At 63.5% G+C, this 23,543-nt stretch carries 22 protein-coding genes; 11 read left to right on the top strand and 11 right to left on the bottom strand.

Features of this window, described 5'->3' with window-relative positions:
* The first annotated feature begins 29 nt into the window (after positions 1 to 29).
* The 4 genes from KPG71_RS07145 to KPG71_RS07130 are packed head-to-tail and all read left to right on the top strand — an operon-like array spanning position 30 to position 3,413.
* Positions 30 to 746 (top strand): ABC transporter ATP-binding protein, encoded by a 717-nt coding sequence (locus tag KPG71_RS07145; protein ID WP_216337419.1) that lies wholly within the window; start codon positions 30 to 32, stop codon positions 744 to 746.
* Positions 743 to 1,102: a hypothetical protein gene (locus KPG71_RS07140; RefSeq protein WP_216337418.1), complete on the top strand. Its 360-nt coding sequence runs from the start codon at positions 743 to 745 to the stop codon at positions 1,100 to 1,102. The genes KPG71_RS07145 and KPG71_RS07140 overlap by 4 nt, the downstream gene beginning before the upstream one ends.
* Entirely contained in the window at positions 1,102 to 2,112 is a 1,011-nt protein-coding gene (locus KPG71_RS07135; protein WP_216337417.1) for a branched-chain amino acid ABC transporter permease, read from the top strand. The genes KPG71_RS07140 and KPG71_RS07135 overlap by 1 nt, the downstream gene beginning before the upstream one ends.
* A complete protein-coding gene (locus KPG71_RS07130; protein ID WP_216337416.1) occupies positions 2,109 to 3,413 on the top strand; it encodes a branched-chain amino acid ABC transporter permease in 1,305 nt (434 codons plus the stop codon). The genes KPG71_RS07135 and KPG71_RS07130 overlap by 4 nt, the downstream gene beginning before the upstream one ends.
* 109 nt (positions 3,414 to 3,522) lie before the next feature.
* Here the strand turns inward: KPG71_RS07130 and dxs are convergent, their stop codons facing one another.
* Genes dxs through KPG71_RS07115 form a run of 3 tightly spaced genes read right to left on the bottom strand, consistent with a single transcriptional unit; the run spans position 3,523 to position 6,598 of the window.
* Positions 3,523 to 5,451: a 1-deoxy-D-xylulose-5-phosphate synthase gene (gene dxs / locus KPG71_RS07125; RefSeq protein WP_216337415.1), complete on the bottom strand. Its 1,929-nt coding sequence runs from the start codon at positions 5,449 to 5,451 to the stop codon at positions 3,523 to 3,525.
* Between the two features lie 29 nt (positions 5,452 to 5,480).
* Positions 5,481 to 6,350, bottom strand: coding sequence for a polyprenyl synthetase family protein (locus KPG71_RS07120; protein WP_216337414.1), 870 nt, complete (start codon positions 6,348 to 6,350; stop codon positions 5,481 to 5,483).
* Between the two features lie 5 nt (positions 6,351 to 6,355).
* Positions 6,356 to 6,598, bottom strand: coding sequence for an exodeoxyribonuclease VII small subunit (locus KPG71_RS07115; protein ID WP_216337413.1), 243 nt, complete (start codon positions 6,596 to 6,598; stop codon positions 6,356 to 6,358).
* 103 nt (positions 6,599 to 6,701) lie between these two features.
* On the opposite strand from KPG71_RS07115, the gene KPG71_RS07110 reads away from it, so the two are divergent.
* On the top strand, positions 6,702 to 7,664 hold the full coding sequence (locus tag KPG71_RS07110) for a phosphotransferase (RefSeq protein ID WP_253196148.1): 963 nt from the start codon (positions 6,702 to 6,704) through the stop codon (positions 7,662 to 7,664).
* 11 nt (positions 7,665 to 7,675) lie between these two features.
* On the opposite strand, the gene KPG71_RS07105 is transcribed toward KPG71_RS07110, so the two are convergent.
* Positions 7,676 to 9,226: a helicase HerA-like domain-containing protein gene (locus KPG71_RS07105; RefSeq protein WP_216337411.1), complete on the bottom strand. Its 1,551-nt coding sequence runs from the start codon at positions 9,224 to 9,226 to the stop codon at positions 7,676 to 7,678.
* Positions 9,227 to 9,712: 486 nt separating this feature from the next.
* Here KPG71_RS07105 and KPG71_RS07100 point away from each other — a divergent pair, with 486 nt between their 5' ends.
* Positions 9,713 to 10,402 (top strand): invasion associated locus B family protein, encoded by a 690-nt coding sequence (locus KPG71_RS07100; protein ID WP_216337410.1) that lies wholly within the window; start codon positions 9,713 to 9,715, stop codon positions 10,400 to 10,402.
* Positions 10,403 to 10,492: 90 nt separating this feature from the next.
* On the opposite strand, the gene KPG71_RS07095 is transcribed toward KPG71_RS07100, so the two are convergent.
* From KPG71_RS07095 to KPG71_RS07080, 4 genes are read right to left on the bottom strand one after another with little or no spacing between them, the layout of a single operon-like run.
* Positions 10,493 to 11,704: a beta-ketoacyl-[acyl-carrier-protein] synthase family protein gene (locus KPG71_RS07095; RefSeq protein WP_216337409.1), complete on the bottom strand. Its 1,212-nt coding sequence runs from the start codon at positions 11,702 to 11,704 to the stop codon at positions 10,493 to 10,495.
* A complete protein-coding gene (locus KPG71_RS07090; RefSeq protein WP_216337408.1) occupies positions 11,701 to 11,961 on the bottom strand; it encodes an acyl carrier protein in 261 nt (86 codons plus the stop codon). The genes KPG71_RS07095 and KPG71_RS07090 overlap by 4 nt, the downstream gene beginning before the upstream one ends.
* 34 nt (positions 11,962 to 11,995) lie before the next feature.
* A complete protein-coding gene (gene lpxD, locus KPG71_RS07085; protein ID WP_216337407.1) occupies positions 11,996 to 13,087 on the bottom strand; it encodes a UDP-3-O-(3-hydroxymyristoyl)glucosamine N-acyltransferase in 1,092 nt (363 codons plus the stop codon).
* Between the two features lie 26 nt (positions 13,088 to 13,113).
* Complete coding sequence (locus KPG71_RS07080) at positions 13,114 to 14,727, bottom strand: murein L,D-transpeptidase (RefSeq protein WP_216337406.1); 1,614 nt, start codon at positions 14,725 to 14,727, stop codon at positions 13,114 to 13,116.
* Between the two features lie 317 nt (positions 14,728 to 15,044).
* Between KPG71_RS07080 and KPG71_RS07075 the strand changes: the two genes are divergently transcribed.
* Positions 15,045 to 15,614, top strand: a complete 570-nt coding sequence (locus KPG71_RS07075; RefSeq protein ID WP_216337405.1) for a DUF882 domain-containing protein — start codon at positions 15,045 to 15,047, stop codon at positions 15,612 to 15,614.
* A gap of 76 nt (positions 15,615 to 15,690) precedes the next feature.
* On the opposite strand, the gene lipA is transcribed toward KPG71_RS07075, so the two are convergent.
* Positions 15,691 to 16,635 (bottom strand): lipoyl synthase, encoded by a 945-nt coding sequence (gene lipA, locus KPG71_RS07070; protein WP_073033645.1) that lies wholly within the window; start codon positions 16,633 to 16,635, stop codon positions 15,691 to 15,693.
* Between the two features lie 263 nt (positions 16,636 to 16,898).
* Here lipA and KPG71_RS07065 point away from each other — a divergent pair, with 263 nt between their 5' ends.
* Positions 16,899 to 17,633, top strand: a complete 735-nt coding sequence (locus tag KPG71_RS07065; protein WP_216337404.1) for a VIT1/CCC1 transporter family protein — start codon at positions 16,899 to 16,901, stop codon at positions 17,631 to 17,633.
* Positions 17,634 to 17,640: 7 nt separating this feature from the next.
* Here the strand turns inward: KPG71_RS07065 and KPG71_RS07060 are convergent, their stop codons facing one another.
* A complete protein-coding gene (locus KPG71_RS07060) occupies positions 17,641 to 18,762 on the bottom strand; it encodes a DUF6456 domain-containing protein (RefSeq protein ID WP_216337403.1) in 1,122 nt (373 codons plus the stop codon).
* A gap of 242 nt (positions 18,763 to 19,004) precedes the next feature.
* Between KPG71_RS07060 and KPG71_RS07055 the strand changes: the two genes are divergently transcribed.
* Positions 19,005 to 19,307 (top strand): DUF6477 family protein, encoded by a 303-nt coding sequence (locus tag KPG71_RS07055; RefSeq protein WP_216337402.1) that lies wholly within the window; start codon positions 19,005 to 19,007, stop codon positions 19,305 to 19,307.
* On the opposite strand, the gene KPG71_RS07050 is transcribed toward KPG71_RS07055, so the two are convergent.
* The gene (locus KPG71_RS07050) at positions 19,304 to 20,848 is read right to left on the bottom strand and encodes a trimethylamine methyltransferase family protein (protein WP_216337401.1); all 1,545 of its coding nucleotides are present in this window, start codon (positions 20,846 to 20,848) and stop codon (positions 19,304 to 19,306) included. The two genes, KPG71_RS07055 and KPG71_RS07050, sit on opposite strands and share 4 nt — an antisense overlap.
* Positions 20,849 to 21,035: 187 nt before the next feature.
* Here KPG71_RS07050 and guaA point away from each other — a divergent pair, with 187 nt between their 5' ends.
* Both guaA and KPG71_RS07040 read left to right on the top strand, forming a co-directional pair.
* Positions 21,036 to 22,598, top strand: coding sequence for a glutamine-hydrolyzing GMP synthase (guaA, locus tag KPG71_RS07045; protein WP_216337400.1), 1,563 nt, complete (start codon positions 21,036 to 21,038; stop codon positions 22,596 to 22,598).
* On the top strand, positions 22,595 to 23,518 hold the full coding sequence (locus KPG71_RS07040; protein ID WP_367397318.1) for a DMT family transporter: 924 nt from the start codon (positions 22,595 to 22,597) through the stop codon (positions 23,516 to 23,518). The genes guaA and KPG71_RS07040 overlap by 4 nt, the downstream gene beginning before the upstream one ends.
* Positions 23,519 to 23,543 lie beyond the last annotated feature (25 nt).

The raw sequence follows: 23,543 nt of genomic DNA, 5'->3' as shown, positions 1-23,543 counted from the left end.
GATACTGAAAACGGAAGAAGGGGGGCGTCATGTCTGAACCCTTTTTGATCGGCGAGGCGATGACCGGCGGCTATGGCAAGACCGGGCCAGACATCCTGCACGATTGCACCGTGGCGGTGGATCGCGGCGAGATCGCGGTGATCGTCGGGCCGAACGGCGCGGGCAAGTCCACGGCGATGAAGGCCGTGTTCGGCATGCTGAGCCTGCGCAAGGGCGCGGTGCGGCTGGACGGGCAGGACATCACCGCGCTGTCGCCGCAGGAACGGGTGCGTCAGGGCATGGGATTTGTGCCGCAGACGCATAACATCTTCACCTCGATGAGCGTGGAAGAGAACCTTGAGATGGGGGCGTTCATCCGCGAGGACGATTTCAGCAACACGATGGAGCAGGTATACGACCTGTTCCCCATCCTGCGCGAAAAACGCCATCAGGCAGCGGGCGAGTTGAGCGGCGGTCAGCGTCAGCAGGTCGCCGTGGGCCGTGCGCTGATGACCAAGCCCAAGGTTCTGATGCTGGACGAGCCGACGGCGGGGGTCAGCCCCATCGTGATGGATGAACTGTTCGACCGCATCCTTGAAATCGCGCGCACCGGGCTGCCGGTGCTGATGGTGGAACAGAACGCCCGACAGGCGCTGGAGATCGCCGACAAGGGCTATGTTCTGGTGCAGGGGGCGAACGCGCATACCGGCAGCGGCAAGGAGTTGCTGGCCGATCCCGACGTGCGCCGCAGCTTTCTGGGGGGATGAGCATGCGGGTGTCCGGGATCATCGGGGCCACAGCACTATGGGCCGGACTGGCCGGGCCTGTATTTGCCCGGGGGCTGGATTGCGTGGCCAGCGAACGGTGCCGGACGGATGGCGGCGGATGCGCGGCGTCCCGCCTGAGCATCGAGGTGAGCCCGACCGGCGCGGCGAAGGCGCGGCTCTGGATCGACCGGCAAGGCCCCTACCCTGCGCGGATCGCACGCAGCGGCGGTATCACGCGGATCACACTGGATAATTTCGGCGGCAGTCACGGTATGGACCTGCACGCCGATGGCGGGTTCCTCTATCGCGGCAACGGCGCCAAGGAATTCACCGGAACCTGCGAGGGAGAGTTGTAATGGACCTGCTGAACGCGTTTGTCGCGCTGTCCAATTTCGTGCTGGTCCCGGCGATTGCCTACGGCAGTCAGTTGGCGCTTGGTGCGCTTGGGGTCACGCTGATCTATGGCATCCTGCGGTTCTCGAACTTTGCCCATGGCGACACGATGGCCTTTGGCACCATGACCACGATCCTGTTCACATGGCTGTTCCAGGGCTGGGGGCTGAGCCTTGGGCCGCTGCCCACCGCGCTTCTGGCGCTGCCGTTCGGCATTCTGGGCTGCATGGCGCTGCTGCTGCTGACTGACCGGGCGGTATACCGGTTCTATCGCGAGCAGAAGGCCAAGCCGGTGATCCTCGTGATCGTGTCCATCGGCGTGATGTTCATCATGAACGGTCTGGTGCGCTTCATCATCGGCCCCGGCGACCAGCGGTTCGCCGATGGCGAGCGGTTCATCATTTCGGCGCGCGATTTCAAGGAAATGACCGGGCTGCGCGAGGGGCTGGCGATCAAGACCACGCAGGGCCTGACGGTGATCACGGCGGTGATCGTTGTGGCGCTTCTGTTCTGGTTCCTGAATCGCACGCGCACCGGGAAATCCATGCGCGCCTATTCGGACAACGAGGATCTGGCCCTGCTGTCGGGGATCAACCCGGACCGGGTGGTGATGGTGACATGGCTGATCGTCGCCGCACTGGCCACCGTGGCGGGGGTGCTGTACGGGTTGGACAAGAGTTTCAAGCCGTTTACCTATTTCCAGCTTCTGCTGCCGGTCTTTGCCAGCGCCATCGTCGGCGGGCTTGGCAATCCGCTGGGGGCGATCGCGGGCGGGTTCGTCATCGCCTTTTCCGAGGTCACGATCACCTATGCGTGGAAAAAGGTGCTGGGCTATACCCTGCCCGAAAGTCTTGAACCCGAGGGGCTGGTGCAGCTTTTGAGCACCGATTACAAATTCGCGGTCAGCTTCGTCATCCTGCTGATCGTGCTTCTGTTCCGCCCGACGGGCCTTTTCCGGGGGAAAGCGGTATGAGCGAGACAATGAGAAACACCGCGCTGTTCGCCGGGGTTGCGGCGCTGATCGTGGGGACGGGCCTGTTCCAAAGCTGGAACGCGGCGCTCCTGATCCTGAACATGGGGCTGATTTCGGCCATCATGGCCCTTGGCGTGAACCTGCAATGGGGGTTTGCGGGGCTGTTCAACGTGGGTGTCATGGGGTTCGTGGCGCTTGGCGGGCTGGCCACGGTTCTGGTGGCGATGCCGCCCACGACCGAGGCCTGGGCGGCGGGCGGCGTTCAAGTGATTGCGGGGCTGATCTGTGGCGCGGCGGTGATCGGGACCGCCATTCTGGCGCATCGTTTCATGGCCCCGTCCAAGCTGCGCGGGCTGGTGATGCTGGCGATCCTCGTGGGCGGTTTCTTTGCCTATCGCGCGGTGTTCGATCCCGGCGTCGAGGCGGTCGAGGCGGTCAACCCCGCCGGCACCGGGTATCTGGGCGGGCTGGGCCTGCCGGTGTTGCTGGCATGGCCCGTGGGCGGGGTGCTGGCGGCGGGCGCGGCATGGATCATCGGCAAGGCGGCCCTGGGCCTGCGCAGCGATTACCTGGCCATCGCCACGCTGGGGATTGCCGAGATCATCCTTGCGGTGCTGAAAAACGAGGACTGGCTGAGCCGGGGCGTGAAGAACGTGAACGGCATCCCGCGCCCGGTGCCCTATGAGATCGACCTGCAGAACGATCCGGGCTTTGTGGAGCAGGTGCAGGGGCTGGGGCTCGATCCGGTCACGGCCTCGTCGCTTTATATCAAGCTGGGCTATGCGGCGCTGTTCACCGTGGTTCTGGTGCTGATCCTGGTGGCGGCGCAGCTGGCGCTGAAAAGCCCCTGGGGCCGGATGATGCGCGCCATTCGCGACAACGAGGTGGCGGCGCAGGCCATGGGCAAGGACGTGACCCGGCGGCATTTGCAGATTTTCATTCTGGGCAGCGCGGTGTGCGGCATCGCGGGGGCGATGATGACCACGCTGGACGGGCAGTTGATTCCGACCTCGTACCAGCCGCTGCGCTTTACCTTCCTGATCTGGGTGATGGTGATCGTCGGGGGCTCGGGCAACAATTTCGGGGCCGTTCTGGGCGGGTTCCTGATCTGGTTCCTGTGGGTGCAGGTGGAGCCGATGGGCCATTGGCTGATGCAGACGATCACCGCGCCGATGGCCGATGGCAGCGCCCTGAAAGCGCACCTGTTGGACAGTGCGGCGCATATGCGGCTGCTGACGATGGGGCTGATCCTGCTGCTGGTGCTGCGATTCAGCCCGCGCGGGCTGATCCCGGAAAAATAGGGCCGGATCGGGGGCCAGCCCCCGACCCCCCGGAGTATTTCGGGAAAGATGAAGGAAACGCACCCGTCTTGTCGGTGGGCAATAATGCTCCGCGGCGTGGTGGGCGGTGTCAGGCGCGTTGGCTGCCGATCCGGGCGATGCCGAGCGTGTCGAGCACCCTGGCCTCGATATCGGCGGCGTTGAGGCCGGCGGTGGCGTACATATCCGCCGGGCTGGCCTGATCTATGAAGATGTCGGGCAGCACCATGGAGCGGAATTTCAGCCCGTGATCGAAAACGCCGTGTTCGGCCAGAAGCTGTGCCACATGGCTGCCGAAGCCGCCGATGGCGCCTTCCTCGATGGTGATGAGCGCCTCGTGATTTGCCGCCAGGTCGAGGATCAGCGCCTCGTCCAGCGGTTTGGCGAAACGGGCATCGGCCACGGTGGGCGTGATGCCGCGCGCGCGCAATCCTTCGGAGGCTTTCATCACCTCGCCCAGACGGGTGCCGAAGGACAGGAGCGCCACGCGCCCGCCCTGTTGGATCATGCGGCCCTTGCCGATCTCCAGCGGTTCGCCCCGTGCGGGCATTTCCACCCCCTCGCCCTCGCCCCGCGGATAGCGGAAGGCGATGGGCCCGTCATCATGCGCGACGGCGGTGGCGACCATGTGTTTCAGTTCGGCCTCGTCGGCGGCGGCCATGACGGTGAATCCCGGCAGGTTCGCCAGATAGGCCACGTCGAACGCGCCCGCATGGGTGGGGCCGTCGGCCCCCACAAGCCCGGCGCGGTCGATGGCGAAACGCACCGGCAGGCGCTGGATGGCCACGTCATGCACGACCTGATCGTAACCGCGTTGCAGGAAGGTGGAATAGAGCGCGCAGAACGGTTTCATGCCGCCCGCCGCCAGACCGGCGGCGAAGGTCACGGCGTGTTGCTCGGCGATGCCCACGTCAAAGCAGCGCGAGGGATAGCGTTTGTCGAACAGATCCAGCCCCGTGCCATCGGGCATGGCTGCCGTGATGGCGCAGATCTTGTCGTCCTGTCCGGCGTGATCCAGCAGCGCCTCGGCAAAGACGCGGGTGTAGCTGGGCGCGTTTGAGGGGGCTTTCTTCTGCTCGCCGGTGGCGACGTCGAATTTCGCCGTGGCATGGCCGCCATCGCGGCGCGATTCCGCCGGGGCGTAGCCCTTGCCCTTCTTGGTTATGACGTGGATCAGGGTCGGCCCGGTGGCGCGCGCTTGAACGGTCCGCAGGACCGGCAGAAGCTGGTCCATGTCATGCCCGTCGATGGGGCCGATATAGCTGAAGCCCAGTTCCTCGAACAGGGTGCCGCCCACGGTCATGCCCTTGAGCATATCTTTGGCGCGTCTCGCCCCCTCCTGAAACGGCGGAGGCAGGAGCGAGACGGCCCCCTTGGCGGCGGCCTTGAATTCCTGGAACGGTGCACCGGCATAGAGGCGGGACAGGTAGGACGACAGCGCGCCCACGGGCGGGGCAATGGACATTTCGTTGTCGTTCAGGATGACGATCATGCGCTTTTTCAGATGGCCCGCGTGGTTCAGGGCCTCGAAGGCCATGCCCGCCGACATGGCCCCGTCGCCGATCACGGCGATGGCGTCGCCATGACCCGTGTCGCTGGCGCCGCCCAGATCGCGCGCCACGGCAAAGCCGAGCGCGGCGCTGATCGAGGTGGAGCTATGCGCCGCGCCGAAGGGATCGTAGGGCGATTCCGAGCGTTTGGTGAAGCCCGAGAGCCCGTCCTTCTGGCGCAGGGTGCGCATCCGGTCGCGCCGTCCCGTCAGGATCTTGTGGGGATAGCATTGATGGCTGACATCCCAGATGATCTTGTCGCGCGGCGCGTCGAACACCGCATGGAGCGCGACGGTCAGTTCCACGACACCCAGACCGGCCCCCAGATGTCCGCCGGTTTCCGACACCGCCGCGATGGTGTCGGCGCGCAGCTCGTCCGCGAGCCGCGTCAATTCGGCATCGGACATCCGTTTGAGGTCAGCGGGGCTGTTGACCTGATCCAGCAGGGGCGTTTCGGGTCGGGTGGACATGATGGCGCGCGCCCTCCTTGGGGCAATACTCAGCTATTGCGCGAGATAACGAAGCGGGCCAGCGCCCGCAAGGTCTCGGCTCGGTCACCATAGACAGATAGGGCCTCGCAGGCCCGCTCAACAAGGGTTTCGGCGCGGGCGCGGGCGGCGTCGAGCCCAAGCAGCGACACGAAGGTGGCCTTTCCGGCGGTCGCGTCCTTGCCCACGGCCTTGCCTGCCGTGGCGGCATCGCCGGTGGCGTCGATCACGTCGTCCTGAATCTGGAAGGCCAGCCCGAGCGCCTGCGCGTAAGAGGCCAGCGGGGCACGATCGGCCTGCGCCATGCGCGGCCCGGCGCAGGCGGCCCATTCGATCAGGGCGCCGGTCTTGCCCGCCTGAAGATGGGTGATTTCCTCGAGCGTCAGGGGCTGGCTGGCGGTTTCGGCGGCGATGTCGAGCGCCTGCCCCAGCACCATCCCCTGCCCGCCCGCCGCGCGCGCAAGGCTGAGCGCCAGATCGGCGCGGGCCGCGTCGGTTTGGGCACCGTCGGGATGGGCGGCCAGTTCAAAGGCCAACGATTGCAGCGCGTCCCCGGCTAGAACGGCGGTGGCCTGATCCCATTTGACATGCACGGTGGGCTGGCCCCGGCGCATGTCGTCATCGTCCATGCAGGGCAGATCGTCATGCACGAGGCTATAGGCATGCATCGCCTCGATCGCGGCAGCGGGCCAGAGCGCGCGGGAATCGGCCACGCCATGCAGGCGCGCGCCTTCGATCACCAGCCGGGCGCGGATGCGCTTGCCGCCCGACACCGCATAGCGCATGGCCTGCGCCACCGGCCCGTCGCCAAACGGTGCCAGAACCTGATCGAGATGAGATTGCACGCGGGCGGCCTGATACCCCGCAGTTTCATCCTTCATCGGCGTCAGAGACCCTCGACCGGGGTGGTTCCGGTGGGCGTGCCATCGCCGTCCAGCGTGATCGCGGCAACCTTTTCCTCGGCCTCTTTCAGCTTGGTCTCGCAGCGTTTCTTCAACTCGGCCCCGCGTTCATAGAGCTTGATCGAATCCTCCAGCGCCACATCGCCGCGCTCGAGCTGGCCCACGACCTGCTCAAGTTCCTTCATGGCCTGCTCGAAAGACATTTCGTTTACGGGGGTGTCGGTCATCTGCGCGCCCTGTCAGCTTAAGGAATGTGCGCATACCTTATCCGCGCAGCCGGACGGGTTCAATTCGGTTGACGCTGTCACGGGGCTGCGGGATTGTGCGCGCATGACAGATGCAGATGCGACATCGCGATTGCCGGACATGGAGGCCCTTTGGGCCCTGGCCGAACGGTTCGAGGCGGCGCGTGCGGACGATCCGGCGCTGGCCGGGGCCGGGATGGACGATATGTTGCGTCTGGTGCCGGGGCAACGAGCCGTTTGCCGGGGTCATATCGACGGGCGGCCCTGTGTCTGGCGCTTCTTTCTGGACGGGCACGACACCGCGGCGGCCCGTGAATGGGCCGAATTGCAACGCATCTGGCCCGAAATGAACAAGGGCCCGTTCCGCGTGGTCGAGCCGCTTTATTTCTCGCCCGAACACGGGATGATCGCGGTGCAGGAGGTCGAGGGCAAGCCGCTGTTCAAACTGCTGTGGAAGGCCCCGCCGCGCAAACGTGCCCAATGGCTGGACCCGGCGGCGCAATGGCTGCGCCAATATACCGAAAGTTCGGAAAGCTGGCAGGAGGCGGGGCATATCGGCTGGTTGCAGCGGGCCGAACGAGCGGCGCGCAAACAGCCGTTCGAGGAATTGCGCAAGCTGGAGGCTGCGATCCTGTCGGAACTCGGCCGTCTGGCGCGGCAAATCGACGGTATCGAGTGGCGCGTCGCGATCAGCCATGGCGATTTCCACCCCAACAACCTGATTGCGTGCGGCGGCACCCTGACCGGGATCGACACCGGCGGGTCGGCCAAAATGCCGATCTACAAGGATATTGCGCGGTTCCTGATGCATATGGGGCGGCGCGGCATGATCCCCTCGGGGCATATGTATCTGGGGGTGGATCGTATGGGGCTGGAGGCCTTTGCCGAGCGCTTTGCGATGAGCGGGACCGAACGGCTGGTCATCATGCCCTTCATGCTGGGAATCGAGGCGTTGCTGAGGGTGGAGACCCCTGCCCTGTCGGACTCGCGCATCCGGCGGGCGCGGCGGATGTCCGCCGCGTTGCTGGAGGATTTACGCGCCTTGTGAGGCGCCGGGCGTCAGCGCCCCTTGAACAGCCCGCCCAGTATCCCGCGCACGATGCGTTTGCCGGTGGTGCCCTTGAGTTCCTTCATCACGACACCGGCGATGGCCGCGCCGATGGACCCGGCGATGCCGCCCTCCTCGGCACTTCCCGAGGTCGAGCGCCCGACCCGTTTGCCGGAATAGCGGCGACCGGCGTTGAATTCGCGTTCGGCCATGGATTGCTCTTCGGCGGCTTTTTCGGCCTGTTCGGCCTTTTGCGCGGCTTCGGCGGCGCGGCGGGTGAGGATTTCATGGGCCGATTCGCGATCCAGAACGGTGTCATACTTGCCCGCTACGGGCGATGCGGCCATCACCGTGCGCCGGGTCGCGTCATCAATCGGCCCGAGTTTCGACGAGGGCGGGCGGATAAGGGTGCGTTCGACAATACCGGGCACGCCCTTGTCTTCCAGCATCGAGGTCACGGCCTCGCCCACGCCGACATCGCGGATCGCGTCGGCGGTATCGAAGCGGGGGTTGGGGCGATAAGTTTCCGCGGCCCGTTTCAGCGCCCGGCGGTCGCGCGCGGTAAAGGCGCGCAGCGCGTGCTGCACGCGGTTGCCGAGCTGCCCGAGGATATCCTCGGGCACGTCATCGGGGTTTTGCGTGATGAAATACACCCCGACGCCCTTGGAACGAATGAGGCGGGCCACCTGTTCGACTTTTTCGACCAGTGCGTCGGGCGCGTCGTCGAACAGCAAATGCGCCTCGTCGAAGAAGAACACCAGTTTCGGCTTGTCGGGATCGCCCACCTCGGGCAGTTCCTCGAACAGTTCCGACAGAAGCCACAGCAGGAAGGTCGCATAGAGGCGCGGCGAGCCCATGAGCTGATCCGCCGCCAGAATGTTGATCCGGCCCCGGCCATCGGCATCGGTGGTCATCATGTCGGCGAGATCGAGCGCGGGTTCGCCAAAGAAATCGGTGGCCCCCTGATTTTCCAGCACCAGAAGCTGGCGCTGGATCGCGCCCACCGATTGCGGCGAGACATTGCCATAGCGCAGCGACAATTCCTGCCGGTTCTCGCCCACCCAGACCAGAAGCGATTGCAGATCCTTGAGGTCGAGAAGCGGCATGCCCTGTTCGTCGGCCACGCGGAAGGCGATGTTCAGGATGCCCTCCTGCGCCTCGGACAGATCCATCAGGCGGCTGAGCAGGAGCGGCCCCATTTCCGCCAGCGTGGTGCGCACCGGGTGGCCCTGCTGGCCGAACAGGTCCCAGAAGGTCACCGGGAAGGCCGCATAGCCGTAATCGTCGAAACCGATGGTCGTGGCCCGTTCGGTGAAGGATTTGTGCAGCTTGAAATCCGCGCTGCCCGCCGCCGCCAGCCCCGAGAGGTCGCCCTTGACGTCGGACAGGAACACCGGAACCCCGGCAGCGGAAAAGCCCTCGGCCAGGATTTGCAGTGTGACGGTCTTGCCGGTGCCCGTCGCCCCGGCGATCAACCCGTGCCGGTTGGCGTATTTCAGCGTCAGCCCCTGCTTGATGCCATAGTCCGCGCCACCGCCGCCAACGAATACCTTGTTGTCCACGTCACTGCCCCCTGCCGGTTTTTCACGCTGTGAACATACAACCTTAACCATTTGGTGCCAGTGTGAATCGCGGTGCCCGGCCCTTCATGTCCTCCTGGGCGGGGCACTTCCTCCCTGTCTGAACTGGCCGCGCCTTCGGGCGCGGCATTTTTTAGGCGAAACTCTTTCAGTTAGCCTGTTGACGGATAGCGATAACTGTCTTAGCGTTCCCTCAATTACTAAGTCGGCCAGTCCGACAGGGAGATACTAGGGAAAGAGACCGAAAGGTCTCTTTTCCGTTTTTATGGCGGTTGCTACCGTCGGGCGGCCTGCGTCCGGACCTCGGACATAGCCTGCAATCGCGCTGTCCCAACGGCAGTTTGGCATGGGAGGCCCAAAGCGGATTTCCGCCTTGCACCCCGCCACGCAGTTCTGTTTTATCCTGACAGCCGCGCGGCATCGTGATAGATGCGCGCACAGTACAAATTGTCATTCCATGGGGATCATATGCCAAGACTTATTTCGACCCTGCCTCTGGTGGCTCTGCTCAGCCTCGGCACCGCCCTTCACGCCCAGGAAGAGGCCAGCGGCGACGCTGCTGCGGAGACCGCGACCGAAGAGCAACCTGCAGCGGATACCGCGACAGATCAGGGTGCCGCAGCCGAGGATGCCGGGGAAACCGCAGACGGCAGCGAAGAGGAAGCGGGCTCTGACGAAGAGGCGCTGGACATGGGCCGCCAGCGGCAGGACCCCACCTATATCAAGGAACAATACGGTGACTGGCAGTTGAAATGCTTCCGCAGCGAAGCCGAGGAAGACCCCTGCCAGATGTACCAGCTCCTGACCGAAGAGGCCGGTAATCCGGTGGCCGAGTTCAGCCTGTTCCGTCTGGCCGAAGGGGCGCAGGCCGTGGCCGGGGCGACCATCGTCGTGCCGCTCGGGACCTTGCTGACCGAAGAATTGCGCATCTCTGTCGATGGCGGTCGCGCCAAGACCTATACCTATTCCTTCTGCTCGATGGTGGGCTGCTTTGCCCGGATCGGCCTGACGCAGGAAGACATCAACGCGTTCAAGGCCGGTGGGGCTGCAAACCTGCAGATCGTTCCGGCACAGGCCCCGGATCAGACGGTCAATATCAAGGCCTCGCTGGACGGGTTCACCGCTGCCTTCGACAATGTGACGGTGGTGCAGAACTGATCTGCCCCCAAGCAGATTGCAAACAAGGCGCTGCCTGAGAGGATCACGCGGCGCCATTTCTTTTCAGGGCTGTGTCATGTTGGGGGGCGATCAGGCGAATTTCCTGAGCGCCAGAACCGCGTTCAGCCCGCCAAAGGCAAAGGCATTGGACAGGGCCACATCCACCTTTGCCTCGCGCGCGGTGTTGGGGACGACATCCAGCGCGCATTCGGGATCGGGTTCTTCATAGCCGATGGTGGGGGCGATCACCCCGTCGCGCACCGCCATGATACAGGCCAGCAATTCCACCGCGCCGGTGCCGCCGATCAGGTGGCCGTGCATGGATTTGGTCGAGGAAATCATGAGCCGGTCGGCATGGGCGCCGAATACATCGGCCACCGCCGCGCTTTCGGTCTTGTCGTTGGCCGCCGTGCCGGTGCCGTGGGCGTTGATATAACCCACATCCGTGGTGTTCATCCGGGCATCGGCCAGCGCGCCCTTGATCGCCCGCGCCGCGCCCTGTTTCGAGGGCATGACGATATCGGCGGCGTCCGAGGACATGGCATAGCCTGCGACCTCGGCCATGATTTCGGCCCCGCGGGCGCGGGCGTGCTCGTATTCCTCGAAGACGAAAATCCCGGCCCCTTCGCCCTGCACCATGCCGTTGCGGTTACCCGAGAACGGGCGGCAGGCATCGCGCGACATCACGCGCAGCCCTTCCCATGCCTTGACCCCGCCAAAGCACAGCATGGATTCCGACCCGCCGGTGACCATCACCGGGGTCATGCCGCCATGCACCATCTGGAACGCCTGCGCCATGGCGTGATTGGACGAGGCGCAGGCCGTGGAAACGGTGAAGCTGGGGCCCTTGAGATTGAACTCCATCGACACATGGCTGGCGGCGGCGTTGTTCATCAGCTTGGGCACGACAAAGGGATGCACCCGGTTCTTGCCGTCCTCGTAAACCGTGCGGTAATTGTCATCCAGCGTGGTCATGCCACCGCCGGAATTGCCAAGAACGATCCCGGCGCGAGCCGCCAGTTCGCCCGAAAACACCAGCCCGGATTGCGAAATCGCCTCGCGCGCGGCGATCAGGGTGAACTGGGTGAAGCGGTCATACAGCGCCAGTTGCTGACGGTTGAAGCGCCCTTCGGGCTCGTAGTTGCGCACCTGCCCGCCGATCTTTATCGACAGGCGATCCACATCGCGAAATTCCAGCGGGCCGATGCCGCAGCGCCCTTCGCGCATGGCGGCCAGCGTTTCGGGAACGGTATGGCCGAGGGCATTGATCGTGCCTGCCCCGGTAATGACGACGCGCTTCACGACTGTTCTTTCACCAGCGTCTCGATTCCGTCGATGATGGCCGCGACCGAGGATATGTCGAAATCGCTGGCCTGCGGTTCGTTGGCATTGAACGGCACCGAAATGTCGAATTCTTCCTCGATGGCGAAAATGCTTTCGACCAGCCCCAGGCTGTCGATTCCCAGATCCTCGAGCGTACTGTCCATGGTCACGTCCGAGGGCTCCAGTACAGCCTGTTCGGCGATGATTGAGATTACACGATCCTTGATGCTGCTCATGACTGTGCTCTTTTCCGATCCTGTCGCGAAGGATTTAGTCACTCTGCACGGTGTTTGAAACAGTTTTCTTAAGTTCGGCCACATCCGCGAAAAGACGTTTGAGCCGGCGCAGGCCCTTGTAGACCTCCATCTGGCTGTCCATCTTCATCGCTGGATAGCCCAGCATCACCCGGCCCGCGGGAATATTGGCCAGCACCTTGGTGCCGCCGCCGGTGATCGCATTGTCGCCGATGAACAGGTTATCGCCGACCCCGGTCTGACCGGCCAGAACCACGTTATTGCCGATCACGGTCGATCCGCCGATGCCCACCTGCCCGCACAGCAGGGTGTCGTTGCCGACCACCACGTTATGGCCCACCTGCACGAGGTTATCCAGCTTGGTGCCGTTGCCGATCCGCGTGTCGCGCACGGTGCCGCGGTCGACGCAGGCGTTGCATCCGACCTCGGCATCGTCCCCGATCCAGACGCTGCCGAGCGAATGGATGCGGGCGTAGGATTGCTTTTGCACATCGCCCTGATCGCCAAGGGTCTGGCGGGCGCGTTCGACGCCCGATACCTCGGGCGTCACGAAAGAGAAACCATCGCCGCCGATCACCGCGCCGGGCTGGGCGACGAACCGGTCGCCGATCCGCACGCGCGCGCCGATCCGCACGCCTTCGCGCAGGAAACCGTCCTGCCCGATGGTTGTGCCGGTTCCGACAAAACATTGCGGGCCGATCACCGTACCAGCCCCGATGACGGCCCCTGCCCCGATGACGGCCAGCGGGCCGACACTGACATTCTCGCCCAGTTCGGCATCCTCGGCGACGACCGCCGACGGGTGAATCCCGCTCGCCCAGCCTTGCCCCGGATCCATCATTGCCGACAGGCCCGACAATGCGAAACGCGGGCGTGGCGAGATAATGGCCGCCTCGAGCCCGAGCGCCTGCCAGTCCGCCCCCTCCCACAGCATGGCCGCGCGGGCCTGCCCTTGTGAGAGTTGTTCGGCATATTCGGGCTTCATCGCCAGCGCCAGCTGGTCGGCCGCGGCTACGGCCGGTTCGGCCACGCTTTCGATGGCGATATCGGTCGCGCCGAAGGCCGTCGCCCCAAGCGCCTGTGCGATCTGCTCAATGGTGTAGGCCATGGCACCCTCCTTTGTCGGAGAGCGGTTTAGCCCTGAACCGCGCGCAGTGAAACCCCCGCTTTTTCAAGCGCGCTCCAAATCCGCGCATCGCGCCCGTAAACATCGCGGCGGTACTGCGTGGGCCCTTTCGCCTTGGTGAAAGCGGTGCGGTAAATGATGTGCACCGGCACCGGCTGTTTCAGCGGAACGCGGGTTTCGTTGCCGGTGTTCAGCACCGAGTGGAAAAACCCCTCGGGGTCGCTTTCCTGTCTGGCGAGCAGCGCATAGGCGAATTCGAACGGTTTTTGCAGGCGGATGCAGCCATGGCTGTAGTCGCGCTTTTCGTGGTCGAACAGGCTTTTGGACGGGGTGTCGTGCAGGTAGATGTTATATTGGTTGGGGAACATGAACTTGACGAGCCCCAACGCATTGCGCTGCGAGGGCGGTTGTTTGATTGCGTAGGGAAAATTCGATGCGTTATAGGCGTTGAAATTGATCGACGAGCGGCTGACCTGACGCCCGCGGCGATCATACAGCCGCAAATGCCCGGCGGCGTTGCGGTTGCGCTTCATCATCGGCAGGTATTCCTTCACGGCGATCGAGCGCGGCACATGCCAAGTGGGATTGATCACCATGAATTCCATCTGGTCGGAAAATTCCGGGCTGCGGCGGTCGCCCTGATTTTTGCCCACGACGGCGCGGGTTTCAAAGGTGACGTGATCGTTATCCAGAATGCGGGCGTTGAAATCCGTCAGATTGACCAGGATATGACGTTTGCCCCTGGGCTGGTTCATCCAGCGCTCGCGCTCCATGGCGACGATCACGGATTTCAGACGGTCCTGCACCGAGGTGTTGACCTCGGCCATGGTTCCGGCCCCGGCGACACCATCGGGGGTCAGCCCATGCGCCAATTGAAACTGCTGCACCGCCTGCAGCATCTGTTCGTCATAGGTTTGCGTGGCGCTGCGGCGCAGGAAACCCATGGCGATCAGCCGGTTGCGCAGTGCGACGACCGCCGCGCCGGACTCGCCGGGCTTGAGCGTATCGGAGGGCACCCTGGCACCCCAGCCGCCCCGCGCCAGCAGACGTTCCAGGCGCAGCTTTTCCTTCATCAGGCGGGTGTATTCGGTGTTCTGTGGGGGCAGCGCGCGAAAGAATCCGCCAGGATTGCTTTTCTGGAAACCGCTCAGGTAGGACACGCGCTCGCGATAAGGCACCTGGCGTTTGATGCCGCTGTCGACCCGGCTCGGCACCAGCACGCCGGTCTGCATTTCACGCGCGAATTTCAGAAACGTCCGGCTCATCGCGACTTCGGCAAGACCGAGGGCACGCGATGAATCAGCGGCCTTGAGCTGTTGCATCAATGCGTCGGCATCGTACCGTTCGGCGGGCAGGCCATGATCGTCTGCCGATGCGATCGCGTCGAACAAAGCGGCGCGGCGGCGGCGATCCTGACCCGACCGGCCCGTCCAGAGCGGTTCATAATTGTTGTCACGGTAAAACGCGGCGATATCGCGATCCTGCGCCGCGGCTTCGGCCACGGCCTGTTTGAATGCCGTTACCTGGGCCTGCGCCCCACCGGCCCCGAACAGGACCTGAGCCAGCGCCACCAGGGCGCCAAGAAAAACCATACGCAGCGCTGCGCTGTTGACCGACGTCATACGAAACTCCCGAAATCTGTTCGCGCTTCAAATTCCCCTATCCTGTTTTTCGGGCTGGCCCCGGATTGTCCAATCAAATTTGGGTCAGAACGAAATCCCGTCATCATTGCGGCCAATTCGCATCGCAAACCGCGCAAATAGAGCACAGTCTGACCGCTTTGCGCAAAATTCTGCCGAAAATACTTGCCACAGACAATTTGAACCAAAACGCACTTGGTCAGTGATTCCATCTATGCCATAAGATCACTGCACTTGGGGAAAGTGACAACGTCCGCGAAGGCGGGCATCGAGCAAGCGACGGGACAGGCGCTAATCAAATGACGGACTACAGCTCTCAGAGCATGACGCGGCGCGCGGTGCTAGGCGCTTTTGCAGCCACTGCAGTGATCGCAACGCCCACCTACAGCAATGCGGCAGGTTTTCTTCGCGGGGCCGGTGATGTCCGGCGGCTGCGCATGACATCGCCGCGCACCGGGGAACGTATCGACACGATCTATTGGATCGAAGGCGAATATATCCGCGATGCGGTCAAGGAAATCACCCTGTTCATGCGGGATTGGCGCACCAATGACGTGATGAACATCGACACCCGCACCATCGACATCATGGCGGCGGCGCACAACCTGATGGATGTGAACGAGCCCTACATGCTGTTGTCGGGGTATCGCAGCCCGAAAACCAACGCGATGCTGCGCAGCCGCTCCAGCGGTGTGGCCAAGAATTCGCGCCACCTGCGCGGTCAGGCCGCCGACCTTCGCCTCAGTTCCCGCTCGGTCGGGCAAATGTTCCAGGCCGCGTCGTCCTGCCGTGGCGGCGGTGTCGGCCGGTATTCGGGATCGAACTTCGTTCACATGGATTGCGGCCCAGTCCGCACCTGGGGGCGCTGAGCCTTTAGACGATTACGAGCAACATCAAAAAACCGGCTGCATCGACAGCCGGTTTTTTGGCTTCAATACCGTCCGATCAGCCCAGTTTGGCCAGCCGCGCCTCGCGCAGGCGGGCGAAATCGTCACCGGCGTGATAGCTCGACCGCGTCAGCGGCGTGGCCGACACCATCAGGAATCCCTTGCCATAGGCGGCCTTTTCATAGGCCGCGAACTCATCGGGATGCACGAAACGATCCACCGCGTGATGCTTGGGCGACGGTTGCAGATACTGGCCGATGGTCAGGAAGTCGATATCGGCGGCGCGCATGTCGTCCATCACCTGATGCACCGACTGGCGATTCTCGCCCAGCCCCACCATGATTCCCGATTTGGTGAACATGGTCGGGTCGATCTCTTTCACCCGTTGCAACAGCCGCAGCGAATGGAAATACCGCGCGCCGGGGCGCACGGACGGGTAAAGCGACGGCACGGTTTCGAGGTTGTGGTTGAACACGTCCGGTTTGGCCGCGACCACGGTTTCCAGAACCGACGACTCGCAATGCAGGAAATCGGGCGTCAGGATCTCGATCGTGGTGCCGGGGCTGCGATGACGAATCGCGCGGATGGTCTGGGCGAAATGTTCGGCCCCGCCATCGTCGATATCGTCGCGGTCCACGCTGGTGATCACCACATGGTTCAGGCCCAGCTTTTGCACCGCATCGGCCACGCGGCCCGGCTCGAACACGTCGAGCGCCTCGGGCCTGCCGGTGGCCACGTTGCAGAAGGTGCAGCCGCGTGTGCAGATTTCGCCCATGATCATCATGGTGGCGTGGCCCTGGCTCCAGCATTCGCCGGCATTGGGGCATCCCGCCTCTTCGCAGACGGTGACAAGGTTGTGATCGCGCATGATCTTGTGGGTTTCGCGATATCCCTTGCCCGTGGGCGCCTTGACACGAATCCAGTCGGGCTTCTTCGGCTGGGCGTTGTCCGGGCGGTGCGCTTTTTCCGGGTGGCGCTGATCCGGGATCTTGAGGTCTCGCACGAAATATTCCCCGCACATCATTCGATAATTATTTGTAACTATAGGTCATAGCGGTGGGGAGTGCCAGTTCTACAACAACCGCATCGCGGCCACTTCGCAGCGGGATTAACGAGTGCCCATCGCATTGAAAGGTGTCCTGGTGATTGCCGGTCCGTGCCTGTTCGGTGCGGGCCGGTTCCTTATGCCGATGCGATGCTTGCGGGCAGCCGCGAGTCGGGTATCGTCACGGCATATCCGGTTCACAGCAAGGCACAGCCCCAGCCATGACCTCAGACACAAGCCACAATAGCCCCGCAGACGCGGGCAAGCTGGACAAGACGCAGGAATTCCTCAAGCAGATCGTCTATGGCGGCAATGACGGGATCGTGACCACCTTTGCCATCGTCGCCGGATTCGCCGGCGCCGCCGCGGACGGTGTGGCCCAGATCGGCGGTCTGGCGGTTCTGGTGTTCGGGCTGGCCAATCTGTTTGCCGATGCGGTCAGCATGGGACTGGGGGAGTTCCTGTCGGCGCGGTCGCAAAACGACCTGTATCGCAGCAGGCACCAGACCGAGTTGCGCAAGATCACCGAGCACCCCGAGACCGAGCAGGACCGCATGGCGCGCCTGTTGCAGGACCGGGGGTTGTCGGCGACGGATTCGGATGCCGCGGCCAGCATTCTGTCGCGTCATCCACAGCTGATGGCCGACCTGACCATGACCTATACGCATGGCATGCAGGACCCGGACGACGACAATCCGGCGGTGAACGGCCTGTTCACCTTTGCGTCCTTTGTCTGTTTCGGGTCGATCCCGCTATTGCCCTATTTCCTGTTCGACGCGACCCGCAGCACCCTGGTGATGTCCGTTATCGCGACGCTGCTGGCGCTGACGGCGCTTGGATTGCTGCGGTTCAGCGCCACGCGAGAGCGGTTGACGCGGTCCGTCGGGGAAACGGTGCTGGTCGGCACCGTTTGCGCCGTCGTTGCATTTGTCGTGGGATGGATCGTGGGAGGCTGAAAGGGGCTCAGCCGATCATCCCGCCCGCGTCTCCCAGGGTCTGATAGTGCCGCCTGAGCCGTTGAAGCGCGATCCGAAGCACGATCTTGCCCGAGCGCGCCGACCAGCCCATGCGCTTTTCCGCGGTTTCCAGCCCTTCGAGAAAACAGCAGCAGCGCAGGGCCATGTCGCCCAGGCCCGGCCCCAGATCGCGCAATGCCCCGACGACGCGCGCGCGTGCATCGGCCATGCGGATATCCTTTGACAGGGCTGTGCAATCATCCGCGATATCGGTCAGGAAAACATCCCAGCTTCCGCCACGTGCGGGCGCGGGCAGTTGCCCCAGTTCGAAATCTTCGCGCAGGCGTTCCCCCGCGCGCACCAGATCATCCGACAGAAAAGGCCGGCCATCGCGGTCCTTGCGCCGGGCCAGCGCCACAAGCGGCGTTTCGGCCACGCCATAGCGTATACGCCGGGACGCGCCCGGTTTCTTGCCGGGGACCTTGGTGCAGGCATAGTCGAACGAGGTCTGCGCCTCGGCGAAACCGACCGCATGATTTTCACCTTCGGCCAGCATCCGGTTCAGGGCCGCCCGGCCTGCCGCCGTGATCCGATAGCGCAGGATGCGGCCGGGCGCATCGCAGGCGATCCAGGATTTCAACGCCATCGCCTCGGCCACCGCACGGTCGACGACAGCGGTACGAGACGCGTGCCCATCGCGGGCTTCGCGCACCACCACGGCCTTGTCCATTTCGGCGGACACCGCCAGAATCGCACCTGTTTCGCACATTCGGCGCAGGATTCGGCTGGCCTCGGCGGTCAGTCGGGTTTCGGTCAGGGCGGCACAGCCGGCATCATCGCATGTCGTCGGGGTCACTCTTATCACCTCCTTGATCTGCGAACCGGTAAAGGCCTGATCCAGAACCTGCCGCCCAAGACGGCGCAGCCCCTCGTCAACCAGAAGATCGTCCCGCCGTGACTCGCAGCTCCGGATTTGGCGCAGGACCGTCGACGCATGGCATCCCGCCCTGCGGGCCAGCGCCCGGATCGACGTGCCGCTTTCCGTATGCGCCAGATAGTGCCGTGCGGGTTCGGGCACCCAGGACGGAACATCTGCCAAATGGCCGGTCGCAACAGATCCATGTGTCATGCCAAATCCCTTCCCCAGGTTTTGACAGGGCGTTGATTGAAAGCCTTGCCATCGGTTAACGATAAGACGCTGCAACCTAAGCGGGTATTTCTTACCAGTTCGTTAACTATAAATCGTTTGTCAACAATGACTTCCAAATCGTAAACAAATACTCAGACCAGCGTTCGCTGCTTTTCCAAAATACGCAACACCCGCATGAGTTGTGCGATGTGTCTCCGGTCTCAGTTAATCGGAGTGATTCAATGCTGGATGTTCTTTCCGCCCTGCACGCCCTGCGCCGCCCCCGACTTTTGATTCGTGCCGCTCGTATCGGGCAAGGCGATTACCGCAGAACGGTCCACCTTCAGCGGCATCTGGGGATCGGTCCCCTGCCCTGCAACGGCGCCGCCCTGATGCAGCTGATGGAAATCGAGGCTGAAATGAACGCGCAAAGGAAAAGACGCGCCGCGGAATACTCCGCGGCGCGCCATGTTGACGTTCTGATCGCCATGATGGGTGAGGCCCGCATTCTGCGCGCCACCCACCCCGAGCGAAGCGATGCTTAACTGAAGGCGTCGGGCATCGACGCCTTTTTCTCGGCGATGTAGGTGGCCAGGGCCTCGCTGATGGACGGGTCCAGCGCGGGTTGCTGATAATTCGCCAGCATCTGGTGCATCTTGGTGTTTGCCAGTTGCATGGTGTCGCGCTCGCCCTCGTCCTGCCAGGTCTCGAACGGCTTGTAATCCAGCACGTCCGAACGCCAGAAGGCCTGCTTGAAGTTGGCCTGCGTGTGCGCGCAGCCCAGATAGTGCCCGCCCGGTCCGACTTCGCGGATGGCGTCCATCGCCTGTCCGTTTTCGTCGGCGGCAATACCGGCAGCCAGTTTGTGCAACACGCCCAACTGATCCGCGTCCATCACGAATTTTTCGAAACTGGCGACCAGCCCGCCTTCCAGCCAGCCACAGCTGTGCAGCATGAAGTTCACGCCGCCCAGAAGCACGGCATTGAGCGTGTTAGCGGTTTCATAAGCGGCCTGCGCATCGGGCAGTTTCGAGCCGCACAGGCTCCCGCCCGAGCGGAACGGCAGGCCCATCCGGCGCGCCAGTTGCCCCGCGCCATAGATGATCTGGCTGGCCTCGGGCGTGCCGAAGGTGGGCGCGCCGCTGTTCATGTCGATCGAACTGACGAAGGCGCCGAAGATCACCGGCGCGCCGGGGCGCACCAGCTGGCTGTAGGCGATGCCGGCCATCACTTCGGCCAGCACCTGCGTCAGCGTCCCGATCACCGAAACCGGCGCCATGGCCCCACCGACGATGAACGGCGACACGATGCAGGCCTGATTGTTCTCGGCATAGACCTCGAGCGCGCCCATCATCACCTCGTCGAAGGTCATGGGCGAGTTCACGTTGATGAGCGAGGTCATCACCGTATTGTCGCGCACGAAATCCTTGCCGAACAGGATTTCGCACATCTCGACGCTGTCCTGGGCGCGGCTGGGATCGGTGACCGAGCCCATGAAGGGCTTGTCGCTCAGCGTCATATGGGCATGCAGCATGTCGAGGTGGCGTTTGTTCACCGGGATATCGGTGGGCTCGCAGACGGTGCCGCCGGAGTGGTGCAGCCATTTCGACATGTAGCCCAGCTTCACGAACCGTTCGAAATCGGCCATCGTCGCATAGCGGCGTCCGCCTTCCATGTCGCGCACGAAGGGCGGGCCATAGATCGGCGCACAGACCAGCGTATTGCCCCCGATCTCGACATTGCGCTCGGGGTTGCGGGCATGTTGGGTAAAGCGCGACGGCGCGGTCGAACACAGCTTGCGGGCCAGTCCGCGGGGGATATGCACGCGTTCGCCCTGAACATCGGCCCCTGCCTCGCGCCAGCGTTCCAGCGCCTTGGGGTTCTCGACGAAATTGACACCGACCTCTTCGAGGATGATCTCGGCATTGGTTTCGATGATCTCCAGTGCCTCGTCGTCCAGTATGTCGTAAAGCGGGATGTTGCGCTCGATATACTTGGCGGTTTCGATGCTGACGGCGGTGCGCTCGGCCCGGCGGGCGGCGCCGCCGCCTCCACGTCCACGTCTGCGGCTTGCTGCTTCGGCCATTCTTGTCCTACCCCTGAACTCCTTGAGCGCCCAAAAGGCGCGGCTGATCCCATCCATACCGCAGCGCGACAGCCTGTCATCGGAGATTTGCGGCCTCTTGGGGTCTAAAGCGACATGTGAGCCGCTGAATCGCGACGCCTGCACGCCGGGTCTTGCGAAAATCGCACCTGCGTCCTATTGGCATGGCATGAGCCAGACATCGCATGACCGCCTTCTCATTATCGACTTCGGCAGCCAGGTAACGCAGCTGATCGCGCGCCGCCTGCGCGAGTTGAATGTCTATTGTGAAATCCACCCGTTCCAAAGCGTGACCGACGCCTTTCTGGACGATTTCGCGCCCAGGGCCGTGATCCTGTCCGGCGGTCCGGCCAGCGTCATTGACGAGGGATCGCCACGCCCGCCCGCGAAGGTGTTCGAGCTCGGGGTGCCGATCCTTGGCATCTGTTACGGGCAACAGGTGATGATGCACATGCTGGGCGGCCGGGTCGAACGCGGCCACGGCACCGCCGAGTTCGGCCGCGCCTATGTCAGCCCGTCAGCGGATCGAATCGACCTGTTGACCGGCTGGTTTCTGGAAGAGCGCGAACAGGTCTGGATGAGCCACGGCGATCACGTGAGCCAGATCGCACCGGGCTTCGAGGTCTACGGCACCTCGCCCAATGCGCCGTTCGCGATCACCGCCGATCTCGACCGGCAATTCTATGCCGTGCAGTTCCACCCCGAGGTGCACCACACGCCCAACGGCAAGACCCTGTATGAAAACTTTGTCCGGCTGGCCGGGTTCAAGGGCGACTGGACGATGGCCGCCTACCGCGAAGAGGCCATCCGCCAGATTCGCGAACAGGTGGGCGACAAGCAAGTGATCTGCGGGCTGTCCGGCGGCGTGGACAGTTCCGTTGCCGCCGTGCTGATTCACGAGGCGATCGGCGATCAGCTGACCTGCGTTTTCGTCGATCACGGCCTGCTGCGCCTGAACGAGGCCGACGAAGTGGTCACGATGTTCCGCGACCATTACAACATCCCGCTGATTCACGCCGATGAGGCCGATCTTTTCCTGGGTGAACTTGAAGGCGTAAGCGACCCGGAAGAAAAGAGAAAAACCATTGGCCGACTCTTTATCGACGTGTTCCAGAAATACGCGGGCGAGATCGAGGGCGCCGAGTTTCTCGCTCAGGGCACGCTCTACCCCGACGTGATCGAATCGGTCAGTTTTTCGGGCGGGCCGTCGGTGACAATCAAGAGCCACCACAATGTGGGCGGCTTGCCGGAAAAGATGGGCCTGAAACTTGTCGAGCCGCTGCGCGAACTGTTCAAGGACGAGGTGCGCGCCCTGGGTCACGAACTGGGCCTGCCCGCCTCGTTCATCGGGCGTCACCCGTTTCCGGGGCCGGGCCTTGCGATCCGCTGCCCCGGCGAGATCACCCGCGACAAGCTGGAAATCCTGCGCAAGGCCGATGCCGTCTATATCGACCAGATTCGCAAGCACGGTCTGTATGACGATATCTGGCAGGCCTTCGTGGCCATCCTGCCGGTGCGCACCGTGGGCGTGATGGGCGACGGGCGGACCTATGATTATGCCTGTGCCTTGCGTGCGGTCACGTCGGTGGACGGTATGACCGCCGATTACTACCCGTTCAGCCACGACTTCCTTGGCGAAACCGCCACGCGCATCATCAACGAGGTGAAGGGGATCAATCGCGTCACCTATGACGTGACCTCGAAACCCCCCGGCACCATCGAGTGGGAGTGACCTCCCGACCGGCAAATCCCGTCGCCTCCACCGATCCCGCGACCGTACTGCGCGCAGCGTTATGGATGCTGGGCGCGGTCGTGTCGTTCTCGGCCATGGCCGTGGGCGGGCGCTCGGTCAGTTTCGAACTCGATACGTTCGAGATCATGATGTTCCGAAGCATGATCGGGTTTGCTCTGGTGCTGGCCGTGGCCGGGACCACCGGCAGATTGCGCACCGTGTCACGGCGCAAGCCGGGTCTGCACCTGTTGCGCAACGTGTTTCACTTTACCGGCCAGAACCTGTGGTTCTATGCAATCACGATCATTCCGCTCGCGCAGGTCTTTGCGCTTGAATTCACCTCGCCCCTGTGGGTGCTGATGCTCTCGCCACTGGTTCTGGGAGAACGGATGACGCGGGTGCGTGTTCTGGCGGCAAGTCTGGGTTTCATCGGTATTCTCATCGTCGCCCGGCCCAGCCCCGAAACGGTGAATATCGGCACTTTGGCGGCGGCCTGTGCCGCGATCGGGTTCGCCGGGTCGATCATGTTCACCAAACGCCTGACGCGCACCGAAACCCTGACCTGCATCCTGTTCTGGATGACGCTGAGCCAAAGCCTGTTCGGCCTGATCTGCGCTGGGTTCGACGGAGATATCGCCCTGCCCTCGCTCTCGTCGCTGCCCTGGCTGGTGGTGATCGCCTGCGGCGGGCTGATGGCGCATTTCTGCCTGACGACGGCCCTGTCCATGGCACCGGCCACGCTGGTCAGCCCGGTGGACTTCATCCGGCTGCCATTGATCGCGATCATCGGGCTTCTGTTCTACGACGAGCCGGTCGATATCTTCGTGATCCTTGGCGCAGTGGTCATTTTTGGGGCGAACTACCTGAATATGTGGTCAGAAACGCGCCGCGGGGGTGATCCCGTCGCCCGGACAAGGTGAAACAAGGACTGTGACCCGGACGCAC

This window comes from Roseovarius sp. PS-C2 (assembly GCF_018862045.1).
Lineage (GTDB): Bacteria > Pseudomonadota > Alphaproteobacteria > Rhodobacterales > Rhodobacteraceae > Roseovarius.
The sequence above is the reverse complement of the archived record's forward strand: the minus strand, read 5'-3'. Positions and strand labels throughout refer to the sequence as shown.